The following is a 15,036-nucleotide window of genomic DNA, read 5'->3' as shown; positions in this document are numbered from 1 at the left end:
GGAGATAAATATGTGTGGAATAGTCGGTGTTATTGGAAAATCTGCCAGAGACATTGTTTTGAATGGCTTGAAAAAGTTGGAGTATCGCGGCTATGATTCTGCTGGGATCTATTTGAATGATTTAGCAGGAAATGAGTTTCTAACAAAAACTACTGGTCGGATACAGAATCTAAAAAATAAAATGACTCCCAATGAGCAAGGTGTGGTCGGAATTGGGCATACACGATGGGCAACTCATGGAGCGCCAAGTGAAAATAACGCACATCCTCAATTTGATGAAACTAAGAGATTTTATTTAGTTCATAATGGAGTGATTGAAAACTATCAGGAACTTAAGAAACATTATTTAAAGGATGTAACCTTCAAGTCTGATACCGATACCGAAGTAGTTGTCCAGTTGGTCAGTAAGATTGCTCGTGATAAAAAACTGGATGCTTTCAGTGCTTTGAAACAAACTCTCACTCTTATTAAAGGCTCATATGCATTCCTTCTTGTTGATAATCAACAACCGGATCATATTTTTATCGCTAAGAATAAATCACCGTTAATGCTTGGGTTAACTTCTGAAGGAAATATTATTGCTTCTGATGCATTATGCGTTCTCGATCAAACCAATACCTTTGTTGATTTACATGATGGTGAAGTTGGCGATATTACTAAAAATCAGTATCGAATTGAAACTATTACAGGTAAAGTAGTGAAACCTCAACCTTATCAAGTAAGAGTTGATCCTAATGCTGCAAGCAAAGGCACATATGAGTTTTATATGTTGAAAGAAATTTCTGAGCAGCCAAATGTTTTACGTCATTTAAATCAATTTTATCTTGATCAAAAGGGAGAGCCAAAAGTCGATTCAAAGATTATTGATGCTTTAGTCAAAGCTGATCGGTTATACCTTTTTGCTGCGGGAACAAGTTATCATGCTGCTTTAGTAGGAAAGACTATGTTTGAAGAAATAAGTGGTATACCAACTGAAGTCGGTTTTGCGTCAGAAGCTGGATATCATTTCCCGATGTTATCGCAACATCCGTTTTTCATTTTTTTATCGCAATCTGGTGAGACAGCCGATTCACGTGTGGTCTTGCAAGAAGCTCTTAAGCGTAGAATTCCTTGCTTAACCATAACAAATGTTCCAAATTCAACTTTAGCTCGAGAGGCCGATTACACAATGACACTTGAGGCGGGACCTGAAATTGCAGTTGCGTCAACTAAAGCTTATACTGCTCAAATTGCTGTTGAGGCAGTGTTAGCTAAGGCTCTGGGAGAAAAGGCAAATCGCAAGCAAGCTGAGAAATTCCAGTTAAAAGAAAATTTGTCCTTAGCGGCAGAAGGAATTGATCAACTCTTGTCTGATCAATCAAAAATCGAAAAATTGGCTAAGAAATATATAGTGCCTTCTCGAAATGCCTTTTATATTGGTCGCGGTCTCGATTATCCACTTGCTTTAGAATCAGCACTTAAGTTAAAAGAAGTGTCATATATTCAAACTGAGGGCTTTGCTGCGGCAGAATTGAAACATGGCACCATTTCACTAATTGAAGATGGTACCCCGGTTATTGCTTTAATCAATGATCCTATAACGGCTGATTTAATGCGTGGTAATATTCAAGAAGTAGTTGCACGGGGGGCTAATGTGATTATAATTGCTAGCAAGAATTTGGCAAAACCAAATGATGATCTAGTGTTACCCAAGATTGATTATTATTTAACACCTTTAATAGCGGTTGTGGCTACGCAATTAATTGCCTACTATACATCAAAGGCAAAGGGATTAGATGTTGATAAACCACGTAATTTGGCTAAAAGTGTTACAGTAGAATAGATATAGAGTAGAGAATAAATAATATACTAAAAGGGTCGTAAGTAATTACGACTTTTTGTATAATTGGCTTATTACAAAGTAGGAGGTAAACGAATTTGGCAATTAAAGTGATCGCGCTAGATCTTGATGGTACTTTATTAAATAGTAACGTTGAAATCTCATCGGAAACTGAACAAGTAATTAAAAAAGTTAGTACTTTAGGAATAAAGATTGTTCTTGCAACAGGGCGACCATTATCAGGCGTTTTTTCCTATAATCAGCAGCTAGGTCTTGCTGGAAAAAGTCAATATAACGTTGTCTTTAATGGTGCGGTAGTTCAAGATCTTGACGGTAATATTATTATTAATCACAAGATGAATTACAATGATTTTACCAATATGCATAAGTTGCAACGTTTAGCTAAAGTAAATCTTCATTTTGAAACTACGGATTGTTTCTGGTCATGTGACCATGACCTCGGCTTGAATTTGACTAAAAACGCATATTTGCTAAATAATATCTTGAAAATTCGTGAACCGGACGAAATTAAGACGGACTTTACTTTCAACAAAGCCACCTTTGGCTTAATTGACGATATCGAGGATGTTGATCTATTATGGCAGAGTATTCCAGATTGGGCATTTGCTAAATACGATATTATTAGAAGTCTTCCGGAAATCATTGAGATTACTCCCAAAAATGTTTCAAAGGGTAGTGCCCTCGAACAATTAGCTGATCGCTTGAAAATTGACCAAAATCAAATAATGGTTTTTGGAGATCAGAGTAATGACTTGTCTATGTTTACAAATCCTAGATTTAAAAAGATTGCTATGGGAAATGCCATTGATATGATTAAAAAGAACGCGGACTACGTGACCGAAGATAACGATCATGACGGAGTTGCCCAAGCACTAAAAAAATTTATATTGTAGTAGAATTAAGATTGAGTTAATGGTTATGGTGGAAAAAAAGATCGAGCATAATATTTCTGAAGCGGAATGGGAAGTCATGCGTATTGTGTGGACACTAGGTAAAATACATACGGGTGATGTGATTGAACAGTTGCAATTAAAAAAAGATTGGTCGCAGTCAACGATTAAAACATTGATGAGACGCTTAGTGAAGAAAGGTCTTTTGCAAGCACATAAGGATGGTCACCGTTTTGTATATTCGGCGACGGTTACTCAAGTGGAAATGATGATTCAAGTTACAAATGAAATGATGAGTCGTATGTGTGATATGCATAAAGGACAGGTGTTGATTGAAATTATCAAAAAGATACCATTAACTAAAAATGATATTACAACAATTGAACAAGAACTAGCCTGTAAAAAAGAGAATGCTCCGGCAATGGTTCCGTGCGATTGTTTAACGCTGGGGCAGCATGATTGTTAACCCTAAGCTAACTAATCGGAGGCGAATAGTTTAAATGAAAAAAATTGGTAATTTTTTGTTGCGAATAGTTTTTGCTGTTTTGGTTTGCATTTCTGGTTTCTTATTATTGAAAAGCCCTATAAATATCGTTGTAGAGAATGTTCCAGCAATGGCTAAAGCAATTGTTCAAAAGAATGTTGACCACTCAGACAATATAGATTTAAAAAATACGTTAAAATTAGGGGAAGAACTTGGCGTTACGGATAAAATTTGGGGTCAACTTCAACGCAAGTATCAGTATAATCTTTCTTATACAAACCTTTATAATCTTAGCGTTAGTTATCAAGAAAATGGAGAATTGACGGATAAGAATTTAAATCTAACTGAGAAAAATCAAATTCAGAAGGCCTTTAATTATGTTATCATAGACAGAATTAATCATAATTTGAAACATAACTCACAGTCAGTAAAGCAAAAAATTAATATGTTTCATTACTTTTTCTTCGGAGTAATTGCCGTCTTTGCGATTACAGCGCTTCTTATTTTACTTGGCAAAAAAATCGCTTCGTTATTATTGCTACTTTCAGCGGGAGCAACATTTGGCTTGCAACAATTCTACGTTAATGAATTATTGCAATATCTGCAAACTGAGTTTTATCACGGGATTACTTTGTCAACGTCGGCTGCCCTTTGGCTCGGCTTGGGACTTGCATTGGTAATAATAGTGCTTTGGCCGTTAGTTTTAAAAATAATTAAATTAAAATAGATTAAAAAATCCAAATTTTCAGTAATTGAAAATTTGGATTTTTTGCTTTGAATATCTCAGACAATTTAGAAATATTTCGAAAAGAATAATTATAATTAAAAAGTTTATGTTATTTAAGATTTAGGTTGGATGAACTTAACTCTAACATCTTAAAAATTAAATACCGAAAAAACAAATAAACGACTTTTCTATGCACACCAAGGCCCTAGTCTGCAAGATGCGATAAAAACTGTTAAAATGATAGTTAAATTAATTGAAGTTTTACATGAGGAGATCTAATGGCTAATCAAAAATTGCTTTTAATCGATGGTAATTCTATTGCCTTTCGTGCTTTTTATGCACTATACCGTCAGCTTGATAATTTCAAGAATTCAGAGGGTTTGCATACTAATGCCATTTATACATTTAAAAATATGTTGGATGTTTTGTTAAATGACATCAACCCCGACCATGTATTGGTTGCTTTTGATGCTGGCAAAACGACTTTTAGAAATGCTATGTATGATGATTATAAAGGTGGACGACAGAAAACCCCTCCAGAACTTTCGGAGCAACTTCCGTATATTCAGGAGTTATTGCATGATTTGGGGATTTCGACCTACGAGTTAGTCAATTACGAAGCTGACGATATTATTGGAACTTTTGCCAAGCTAGGGGAAAATTCCGCTTACGATGTTACAGTTGTAACTGGAGATAAAGATTTAACGCAGCTTGCTTCTGATAAAATTACTGTTATGGTAACCAAGACGGGTGTGCAGAATTTAGAGGCTTATACCCCAGAACACATGAAAGAAGTTAATGGCGTTACTCCGACGGAATTTATCGATATGAAGGCTTTAATGGGGGATAATTCGGATAACTATCCTGGGGTTACTAAAGTTGGTCCCAAGACAGCTTCGAATTTGATTCAACAATACGGCTCAGTGGAAAATCTATATCAGCATGTAGGTGAGTTGAAGAAGTCTAAATTGAAAGAAAATTTAATCAATGATAGGGATAAAGCCTTTTTAGCTAAGAAACTAGCGACAATTAATTGCCAAACGCCCGTAACCATTACTCTAGATGACATAAAAAAACAAGAAGTTAATTACAAAAAGCTTCATCGTTTTTATGAAAAAATGAATTTCCGTAAATTTTTAAACGAATTAGAATCTAATACCGATTTGGTTGCCATTAAAAAAACAACTCCAATCGTACCAGTTAAATATACTATTGTAACTAATGAAAATATTACTGATATTAAAGTGAAAAGTGGGGCAACAATTAGTTTTTACTTAGCCATGCTTGGCGCAAATTATCATCTTGCCAATTTTGTTGGCTTTGCCCTTAAAGCGGGTAAGCAAATCTTTGTTAGTCGCGATATGGATCTTTTAAAAAGCACTAATCTCCAACATGCGCTTGAAGATAAGCATGTTAAGAAAAATGTGTTTGACTTAAAGCGAATAATGGTCGGCTTAAATCGTTTGGGAATCACTGCTCATGGAATTGATTATGATATGCTTTTAGCCTCATATCTTATTAATAATGAAAACAATTCTGATGACATGGGTGAAATTTGTCACATGTACGGTAACGACTCAGTTATGCGTGATGAGGAAATTTATGGTAAAGGTAAAAGTTTGCAAATTCCTAATGATGATAAAAAGATATTTAATCATTTAGCAAGTAAAGTACAGGCTGTTGAAAGTTTGAAGAATATTTTAGTCGATAAACTGCAAGAACATGAGCAAGACGACCTTTATGCAAGTATTGAGATTCCAGTTGCGCGAGTTTTAGCCATTATGGAAATGAATGGTATTAAAGTGGAAGCAGGTACTTTAATCGATTTACAAAAAGAATTTGCCCAAAAATTAAGTGAATTAGAAAAGCAGATTTTTGAAGAAGCTGGTGAAGAATTCAATTTGAATTCACCAAAACAGCTAGGACATATTCTGTTTGAAAAGTTGAATTTGCCTCCAATTAAAAAAACTAAAACTGGTTATTCAACCTCAGTTGATGTTCTTAATCAATTAAAGGAGCAAAATCCAATTATTCCTCATATATTGACATATCGTCAAATTTCTAAGATTCAGTCAACTTATGTGAATGGCTTACTGGATGTTATTCAACAAGACGGTCGTGTGCATACGCGCTACTTGCAAACATTAACAGCAACTGGTCGTTTGTCATCGGTTGATCCTAATTTACAAAATATTCCAACTAGAACTGAGGAAGGCAAGCAAATTAGAAAGGCTTTTGTTCCAAGTGAACCAGATGGATATATTTTTTCTTGTGACTATTCGCAGATTGAGTTGCGTGTTTTAGCGCAAGTTTCTGGTGATGAGCAAATGCAAGAAGCTTTTAAGACTGGATATGATATTCATGCTCATACAGCGATGAAAATTTTTCATTTGAATTCCACGGATGAAGTTACACCGCTAATGAGGCGTCGTGCAAAGGCTGTTAATTTCGGTATTGTTTATGGAATTTCGGATTATGGTTTATCCAAGAATTTAAATATTAGTCGTAAACAAGCTAAGGAATTTATTGATAACTATTTTGAGCAGTATCCCAAAATTAGTGAATATATGGATAACGCTGTGCAATTTGCACGTGAACATGGTTATGCGGAAACTATTATGCATCGGCGTCGCTACTTACCAGATATTCACGCTAAAAACTATAATGTACGTTCTTTTGCTGAGCGAACAGCGATAAATTCACCAATTCAAGGATCAGCTGCTGATATTATTAAAATTGCAATGATTAATATGCAGCATAAGCTCGACGAATTAAAGTTAAAGACCAAGATGGTAGTTCAAGTACATGATGAATTGATCTTTGATGTGCCTAAAGATGAGCTTGAAATTGTTTCAAAAATTGTTCCACAAGTAATGCAATCTGCTGTCAAACTTGATATTCCTCTAATTGCAGATTCGGGTTATGGTCATAACTGGTTTGAAGCCAAGTAAAGGAGTAATAATAAATGCCAGAACTGCCAGAAGTTGAGACTGTGCGGCGCACACTACTGCCGCTAATTACGGGCAAAACAATCAAGAAAATAACATTGTGGTATCCTAAAATTATTGCCAGTGATCCTAAGGAATTCGTTAATCAATTGACCGGAAAGAAAGTTATTAATATTGATCGTTATGCTAAATATTTACTAATTCGTTTTAATGATAATTTTACCGTTGTGTCGCATTTACGCATGGAGGGAAAGTATCGTTTGGTTAATGAGTTAGATCCTAAAAACAAGCATGATCATGTTCAATTTGCATTCACAGATAGTACGGCACTACGCTATAATGATGTGCGTAAATTTGGTAGAATGCAGTTGGTTAGGACGGGAACAGAAAGAGAAGTTACTGGAATTAGTAAACTTGGCTTTGAACCAAATTCTCCTGAATTTACCAAGGCTTATTTGAGAACCAGTTTAAAACATAAAAAAAAGAATATAAAAAATACATTACTGGATCAATCTGTTGTGGCAGGTCTAGGTAATATTTATGTTGATGAAGTTTTATGGCGCTCTAAAATTAATCCGCTAAGTTTGGCTAGTAAAATCCCCTCAAATCAAGTGGATAATTTGCGTGACAATATTAATGAGATTATTGCGCAGGCAATCATTGAGAAAGGAACAACTATTCATACATATCTAGATGCAAATGGTGAGACAGGCAATTTTCAAAAAATGCTTTTAGTTTATGGGCACCGAGGGGAACCCTGTCGACGCTGCGGAACGGCATTAGAAAAAATTAAGGTTAATGGTCGTGGCACGACATTTTGCCCTTATTGTCAGGTAACCTATTGATGACATTAGTTTTAGGATTAACTGGTGGGATTGCCAGTGGTAAAAGTACTGTCGATGATTTCTTTAAAGAAAGGCAACTGCCAGTTATTGATTGTGATCAGATTGCTCACGAAATTTTGGATATTGGGCAACAAGGGTATAATGATGTGGTAAAGCACTTTGGTAAGAAAATTTTAAATTCTAATCAAACAGTTAATCGTCAGTATCTAGGACAAATGGTCTTTAGTGATAAAGGACAATTGCAAGTTCTTAATCAGATCACTCATCCATTGATTTTTCGGGAAATTCAGACTAAAATTACGCGATATAGGAAGTTACAGAAGCCGTTTATTGTTGTTGATGCTCCTGTGTTATTTGAATCCGGAGGTCAAAATTATTGTGATCGCACTATCTTAGTGACTGTACCAGAGAAAACCCAACTTGAACGCTTAATGGCGCGTGACCATTTAACTAAAGGAAATGCTCTTAAACGTATTCATAGTCAGATGCCCTTAGCTCAGAAGGAAAAATTAGCCGATTATGTCATCACTAATACTGGTACTATCGAAGAATTAAATCAAAAATTAAGCCACTTACTAGTTAAAATAAAAAAGGAGGAACAATATGGAATGTCCTAACTGTAGACAGAATGCCTCGCGAGTCATTGATTCACGACCTAGTGACGAGAATCGGGCAATCAGAAGGCGACGTGAATGCGAAAATTGTGGGTTTCGATTTACTACATTTGAACGAGTAGAAACCACCCCTTTATTGGTTGTCAAGAACGATGGCACACGTGAACCGTTTAGCCGTAAGAAGATTTTACGTGGAGTGATGGCTGCGGGACAAAAGCGACCGATTACCAGTGAACAATTTGAGCAACTGGTTGATCATGTGGAAAATCTGGTCCGTCAGCAAGGAATTAGTGAAATTTCTTCGAAAAAAATTGGTCAACTAGTGATGGATGAGTTGGCAGAATTGGATGATGTTGCTTATATTCGTTTTGCTTCAATTTATCGTGAATTTAAAGATATGTCTAGTTTTATGAAGACAATGGAAGACATGATTGCCAAACGTGAGAAGGACAATTAGTGATGTATGAAACGCCTAATCCTAAACAGCCTTTCTTTATTACTAACCGAGTAGATGTTTTTCCGGGTGATTTACGAGTTCTAATTAAACTTTATCAGCCGTTAATTGGTTCAAGAGCCTTGTCGCTATATTTAAGCATGATTGAAGATTATGACTCTGGAGCGATGCTGTCTGATGCCAAGGGAATTTATACACTGCAGGAACAGCTTGACTGTGATATAAACAAACTATTATCGAGTTTGCATAAGCTTGAAGCCGTTGGTTTAGTCAGAACTAGTAAGTTAGAAAATCAGATTATGGGACAAATTTTACTCTTTTCTTTGAAGCGTGTACCTAGCAGCAGTGAATTTTTTTCAACGGCACTTTTAACTAGTCTGTTGAAGGAAAAAGTAGGGATAACGATGTTTCAATCATTGAGTCATGAATTTGCTCGTGAAAGTCAAAAATCGTTCAGTCAAATTAATGGTCTTAAGTCTGCTAAAGATGTTTCTGCCTCTTTTATTGACGTTTTTCGGTTGTCAGAAGAAGAAGCAATTGATCCCTCTCCCGAAGTTAAGAAAGCAGCACAAGAAAACCAGATTGTGCAAAGTAAACCGGCCGAAATTAATCCTCCAGAACAAATTGACTGGGAATTTATGAAACAACAGTTTGAAATTTATCAGATTGCTGGAAGTGAAATTGAGCGAAATCGTCCTGCTATTCAAGGTTTGATGAGGACTTATGGCTTGTCCGAACAGGAATTTGTTGATGAAACCTTGCCGTGTTTACATGGTGATTACCACTTGAATATGCCGTTGATTAAACAAACAATTGCTAACAGTATTCATGCTGAGCATACACGCCAGAATCTTAAGCAGCAGGAGCAAGCTTCTAATAAAAGTGAGGATATTAAACATTTTAGTATACGAGAACAGCAGGTATTACAACTTGCACAATCGAAGTCTCCTGCCCAATTTATATATCAACTAAAATCAGATCGTCATGATTATGTTGATGCTAGTGAATATCAAGTTCTTGACAATCTTTATAATCAGAAAGGGATTTCTGCTGATTTACTAAATATCTTGACCTATGCCTGTTTGAAAAGTGCCCCAAATGTATCATACCGACTAGCTAACAAAATTTTGCATGATTGGTTGCAACATGGGGTGCAAAGTGGCGCACAGGCGATTGATTACATGGATAAAAGAGAACAAGATAAATTCAAAAAGCAACAGACTCGTTCAGCCAGTTTTTATTCTCATAAATCAGTCGAAAAAGGTACCGATTGGAGTAAAAAGAAGTCGGCAAAAAAGACTGATGTCTCTACAGCAGATCTAAAACAATTCTTTAAAAATTTTGAAGATCAAAACGGCATGAAATAGGTGATAATTATGCAACCAATCAACAAATTTTTAGCACATGGAAATGCAACAAAAGCACAAGGGCACGATAATGAAAACCTGCGTAAGCAAATCTTGAATAATCCAAAAATTCATAAATTTATCAGTCAATATCAAGATCGGTTGACACCTGAAATTATTAATAATAGCCTATCAAGTTTATATGAATATTATCTCTCGCAAGAGCATGATGACCCGGTAACTAGTGGCTATCGTCCTGAACTTATTTTAAGTGGTCAAGCAATCACACTAAAATATGTACCAAAAGAAAGCAAATTGGAAAAAGATCGTGAGCAAAGTATTAAAAAAAACGTGCGTTTAATTAATTTACCATTTGCATTACACGATGTCCGTTTAAGTCAAGTAGAAATGGCTCCGGGACGGGCACCTGCGATTGCAGATATTCAAACTTTTTTAGTGAATTATTCAAAAAATCATCATCCCCAGGGTTTATATTTATCTGGTGATTTTGGAGTTGGTAAAACTTATCTTTTGGCTGGACTTGCAAATACAGTGGCTGCGATGAACAGACAAGTAATATTTTTGCATTTACCAACCTTTATTGCTAATTTGTCAAGTCATTTTAATGATAATAGTTTGGCGGATGAGGTTCAACGAATTGCCCAATGTGATCTATTAATTATTGATGATATCGGTGCAGAAACGCTTAGCCAATGGTCACGTGATGAGGTACTTGCAGTGATTCTGCAAGCTCGAATGGATAATGTTTTACCAACCTTCTTTTCTTCAAATATGGCGATGGAAGAATTAAAGGAACATTTCAAGGAAACAAGAAATGCGATTGATCCCGTTAAGGCAGCTCGATTAATGGAAAGAGTTCATTTCCTAGCTAAGGAAATTGTTGTGTCTGGTCCTAATCGGCGCAATTAAAGTAAAGCATTAAGTGATATGAAACTGATGCTTATACTAATTTCGAAGCATTTTTGTCTAGTATTTTATCAATCTAACAATTAGATAAAGGTGGTTAGAAATTCTCTAACAATCTTCATTAAATTTTAAAAAAGTTTGCAATATGATATTAATTATGTATAATTAACATCAATGAATGAACATGATATTACTCTATTCAGAGAGAAAGACATTATTCTGTAAGTCTTTCAATTGAGTAATACCCCACTCATTCACATGAAAAAGATTTTTAAACGGGTGAGTTCCATTATCAATTCATAGAGATGGTCAAGAATTTTTTTGACCAAACTTTGGGTGGAACCACGCTAAATACGTCCCAGTGCATTTCGCACTGGGACTTTTTTGTTTTGGAGGTATACATGAGTTTTTCAATAATTTTGCCAGATGGTTCAAAAAGAAATTTTAGTCAGGCTATTACGATTAGTAACTTGGCTCATAGTATTTCGACTTCTCTTGGCAAAGCAGCACTTGCTGGTAAGGTTGATGGTCAAATTCGATCGGTTGATTATGAAATTAACCAAGATGCTAAGGTTGCAATTATTACAGATAAGGATGATGAGGGACTAAACATACTTCGTGCCAGCGTTGCCTTTGTTTTTGAAGCAGCAGCTAAGAAAATTTATCCAGAAATATGTTTAGGTGCACATGCAGCAAACGAAGATGGCTTTTTTGTTGATACTGATAAGGAAAATCAAATTAAAATTAGCGAATTACCAGAATTAGAAAAAGCTGTTAAGCAAATGGTTAAGTCTGGCGCAAAAATCGAACCAGTTACAATGCCAAGAGCCGAATTGGAAGAAATTTTTAAAGCTGATCCGTATAAGTTGGAGTTATTAAAGGCCGAAGAAGGTGAAACCATTTCAGCATACAAGTTAGGCAATTTTGTTGATTTTGGTTTCGCGGCTCTTTTACCAAATACTGGTAAAATTAAGCAATTTAAATTGTTGTCAGTTGCTGGCGCTTATTGGCAAGGTCAATCATCTAACCCAATGCTACAAAGAATTTCGGGTACAGCTTTCTTCAAAAAAGCAGACCTTGACGCTGATTTGAAACGGCGAGAAGAAATTAAGGCACGTGACCATCGAACGATTGGACGTGATCTTGATTTGTTCTTTGTTGACCCAAAAGTTGGTGCAGGTCTTCCTTATTGGTTGCCTAAAGGTGCAACAATTCGCCGTGTTGTTGAACGTTATATAATCGACAAAGAAGTTGCTGACGGCTATCAACATGTTTACACTCCCGTTTTAATGAATGTTGATGCCTATAAGACTTCTGGTCACTGGGCACATTATCGTGATGACATGTTCCCACCAATGGACATGGGCGATGGTGAAATGCTTGAACTACGGCCAATGAATTGCCCATCTCATATTCAAATTTATAAGCATCATATTCGTTCATATCGTGAATTGCCAATTCGTATTGCTGAATTAGGAATGATGCACAGATATGAGAAATCTGGAGCCTTGTCTGGTTTGCAACGTGTGCGTGAAATGACACTGAACGATGGTCATACTTTTGTTACTTTAGATCAAGTGCAGGAAGAATTTTCTAAAATTTTGAAATTAATTATGGATGTTTATAATGACTTCGATATCACTGATTACTACTTCAGATTATCGTATCGTGATCCAAAGAATACAGAAAAGTATTTTGCTAATGATGAAATGTGGGAAAGAAGTCAGTCAATGCTAAAAAAGGCAATGGATGACATGGGACTTGATTATGTTGAAGCTGAAGGCGAAGCTGCCTTCTACGGTCCAAAATTGGATATTCAAACTAAGACTGCATTGGGAGCAGATGAAACAATGTCTACAATTCAACTTGACTTTATGCTACCAGAACGCTTTGACCTCTCATATATTGGTCAAGATGGTGAAGAACATCGTCCAGTAATGATGCACCGTGGAATTGTTGGTACAATGGAACGCTTTATTGCTTATCTAATCGAAATTTATAAAGGTGCCTTTCCAACTTGGCTGGCTCCAACTCAAGTGCAAATTATTCCAGTTAACCTAGATGCTCATGCTGAGTATGCTAAGAAGGTTCGTGACGAACTCAATAAGCGTGGCTTTAGAGCAGAAGCTGATCTACGTAATGAAAAGTTGGGCTATAAAATTCGTGAATCACAAACTCAAAAAGTTCCATATACCTTGGTTTTAGGCGATAAGGAAATGAAGTCAAATAGTGTTAATGTTCGGCGTTATGGAACAGAAGAAGAGGTATCAAAGACATTTGATGAATTCATCAAAGAAATTAAGCAGGATGTTAAATCATATTCACGTAACAAATAATTGATAATAGTTACTCTGGATTTTTTTAACAATCGATATTTAAATATTGGGAGAGCCGTTATGAAGAAAATATTAGGGCTAATTCCGATATTATTCAGTGCTTGTTTATTAATCGGTTGCAGCCAAAGTGTTTCTGATCGAAATGCTTTAAAGAATGTACAAGAGTCTCATGCACTTACTTGGGGAATTGAGAGTGATGTTAGATTGTTTAGTTTAACTGATACTCAAGATAATCAAGAAAAAGGTTTTGAAGTTGATATGGCAAAAGCCATTACTAAAGAAATTTTAGGATCAAAGGGAAAAGCAAAGTTTATTTTGGTGACTGCACAATCACGAATTCCATTATTGAAGAATGGGAATGTTGATGCCGTTATTGCAACGATGACTATTACACCAGAACGTAAAAAGATAATTAATTTTTCTAAATCTTATTTTGCTGCAGGCCAATCACTCTTAGTTAGAAAAAATTCGAGAATCAAAAACATTCATGATTTGGTTGGTAAAACAGTGATTGGCATTGTAGGGGATAATTCAGTTGATGTGATTAAAAAAGTGGCACCTAAAGCTAAAGTTGTTCAAATGCAGGATTATGGTCAAGCCGTAATCGCGTTAAAAGCGGGTCAAGGGGATGCACTTTCGAGTGACAACGGAGTTTTATATGGCTTGGCAGTTGAAAACCCGAGGTTAACGGTACGTGGCGGGACTTTTACAAAAGAGCCATACGGAATAGCAATAAATAAACATCAGCCTGAATTAGAAAATGCCATAAATACAGCAATTTCGAAATTACAACATAGTGGGAAATATAATCGGTTGATTAAGAAATGGTTCAGCAAAGTACCTGGTTTTAATTATAAAGTGATGTATCGCAATTAAGAATTATATTTACGCTTGAAACAAAAATTATTTGACGTAAATAATGAGAACGTGTATAATCGCATTAGTTGAGAACAAGAAGGAGCTTCCCGCTTCTCGCCTAAGTTAAGTTGACCTCTGGGCTAATCGATATTTTCTGTTGATTAAAGGCGGGGCACTTAGTACCCGTCTTTTTCTTGTCCTCAAATTAACATGGAGGTGAAGAATTATACCAAGGAATTTGATATTAAACGATCAGATACGTGCACGTGAAGTTCGTTTAATTAATGAAGATGGTGAACAAGTTGGTGTTGTAACTAAGGATGAGGCATTACGCCAAGCCAGTGTTGCAAGTTTAGATTTAGTTCTAATTTCGCCTAATGCCAAACCACCGGTTGCCCGGATTATGGACTATGGTAAATACCGTTTTGAACAACAAAAAAAGGTTAAAGAATCACGTAAGAAGTCTAAGACTGTTAGTGTGAAAGAAATTCGCCTAAGTCCGACAATTGAAGGCAATGATTTCAATACTAAATTAAAACACGCTCAAAAGTTCCTAACTAAAGAAGGAGCTCAGGTTCGTGTTTCGATTAGGTTCAGGGGTCGAGCTATTACTCATAAAGAATTAGGACGCGATGTACTTGAAAAGATGGCGGAAGCTACATCTGATATTGCTACTGTGATTAGCAAGCCAAAGATGGAAGGTCGCTCGATGTTCTTAATACTTGCTCCTAAGAGTGATAAAAAATAAATAGTTAATTTGGAGGAAT

The 15,036-nt window shown here is 35.8% G+C and carries 13 protein-coding genes and 1 other annotated feature; all 13 genes read left to right on the top strand.

The window, feature by feature from the left end; genetic code table 11:
* Positions 1 to 10: 10 nt before the first annotated feature.
* Positions 11 to 1,822, top strand: a complete 1,812-nt coding sequence (gene glmS, locus F5ESL0246_RS05600) for a glutamine--fructose-6-phosphate transaminase (isomerizing) (protein ID WP_122018530.1) — start codon at positions 11 to 13, stop codon at positions 1,820 to 1,822.
* Between the two features lie 95 nt (positions 1,823 to 1,917).
* Entirely contained in the window at positions 1,918 to 2,733 is an 816-nt protein-coding gene (locus F5ESL0246_RS05595) for a Cof-type HAD-IIB family hydrolase (protein WP_122018529.1), read from the top strand.
* Between the two features lie 25 nt (positions 2,734 to 2,758).
* Positions 2,759 to 3,196: a CopY/TcrY family copper transport repressor gene (locus tag F5ESL0246_RS05590; RefSeq protein ID WP_122018578.1), complete on the top strand. Its 438-nt coding sequence runs from the start codon at positions 2,759 to 2,761 to the stop codon at positions 3,194 to 3,196.
* 34 nt (positions 3,197 to 3,230) lie between these two features.
* Positions 3,231 to 3,941 carry a hypothetical protein gene (locus F5ESL0246_RS05585; RefSeq protein WP_122018528.1) on the top strand — a complete coding sequence of 237 codons (711 nt, stop codon included), beginning with the start codon at positions 3,231 to 3,233 and terminating at the stop codon, positions 3,939 to 3,941.
* Between the two features lie 278 nt (positions 3,942 to 4,219).
* Positions 4,220 to 6,892: a DNA polymerase I gene (gene polA / locus F5ESL0246_RS05580; protein ID WP_122018527.1), complete on the top strand. Its 2,673-nt coding sequence runs from the start codon at positions 4,220 to 4,222 to the stop codon at positions 6,890 to 6,892.
* 14 nt (positions 6,893 to 6,906) lie between these two features.
* Complete coding sequence (mutM, locus tag F5ESL0246_RS05575) at positions 6,907 to 7,734, top strand: bifunctional DNA-formamidopyrimidine glycosylase/DNA-(apurinic or apyrimidinic site) lyase (protein ID WP_122018526.1); 828 nt, start codon at positions 6,907 to 6,909, stop codon at positions 7,732 to 7,734.
* Positions 7,734 to 8,351, top strand: coding sequence for a dephospho-CoA kinase (gene coaE / locus F5ESL0246_RS05570; protein ID WP_122018525.1), 618 nt, complete (start codon positions 7,734 to 7,736; stop codon positions 8,349 to 8,351). The genes mutM and coaE overlap by 1 nt, the downstream gene beginning before the upstream one ends.
* On the top strand, positions 8,338 to 8,805 hold the full coding sequence (gene nrdR, locus F5ESL0246_RS05565; protein WP_122018524.1) for a transcriptional regulator NrdR: 468 nt from the start codon (positions 8,338 to 8,340) through the stop codon (positions 8,803 to 8,805). Before coaE ends, nrdR begins: the two co-directional genes overlap by 14 nt.
* A 2-nt stretch (positions 8,806 to 8,807) precedes the next feature.
* Positions 8,808 to 10,169 (top strand): DnaD domain protein, encoded by a 1,362-nt coding sequence (locus tag F5ESL0246_RS08305; RefSeq protein ID WP_199688570.1) that lies wholly within the window; start codon positions 8,808 to 8,810, stop codon positions 10,167 to 10,169.
* A gap of 9 nt (positions 10,170 to 10,178) precedes the next feature.
* Entirely contained in the window at positions 10,179 to 11,078 is a 900-nt protein-coding gene (gene dnaI, locus F5ESL0246_RS08300; protein ID WP_199688568.1) for a primosomal protein DnaI, read from the top strand.
* A 398-nt stretch (positions 11,079 to 11,476) separates the two neighbouring features.
* The gene (gene thrS / locus F5ESL0246_RS05555; RefSeq protein WP_122018523.1) at positions 11,477 to 13,411 is read left to right on the top strand and encodes a threonine--tRNA ligase; all 1,935 of its coding nucleotides are present in this window, start codon (positions 11,477 to 11,479) and stop codon (positions 13,409 to 13,411) included.
* 60 nt (positions 13,412 to 13,471) lie between these two features.
* Complete coding sequence (locus F5ESL0246_RS05550) at positions 13,472 to 14,287, top strand: transporter substrate-binding domain-containing protein (protein WP_122018522.1); 816 nt, start codon at positions 13,472 to 13,474, stop codon at positions 14,285 to 14,287.
* A gap of 70 nt (positions 14,288 to 14,357) precedes the next feature.
* Positions 14,358 to 14,470: a sequence feature (ribosomal protein L20 leader region), on the top strand.
* A gap of 37 nt (positions 14,471 to 14,507) precedes the next feature.
* The gene (gene infC, locus F5ESL0246_RS05545) at positions 14,508 to 15,017 is read left to right on the top strand and encodes a translation initiation factor IF-3 (RefSeq protein WP_122018521.1); all 510 of its coding nucleotides are present in this window, start codon (positions 14,508 to 14,510) and stop codon (positions 15,015 to 15,017) included.
* The last annotated feature ends 19 nt before the right edge of the window (positions 15,018 to 15,036 follow it).

It is taken from the genome of Lactobacillus sp. ESL0246 (assembly GCF_003692965.1).
In the GTDB taxonomy this organism is placed as follows: Bacteria; Bacillota; Bacilli; order Lactobacillales; family Lactobacillaceae; genus Lactobacillus.
Note: the sequence above shows the minus strand (reverse complement) of the source record. Positions and strands in the feature narration are given on the sequence as shown.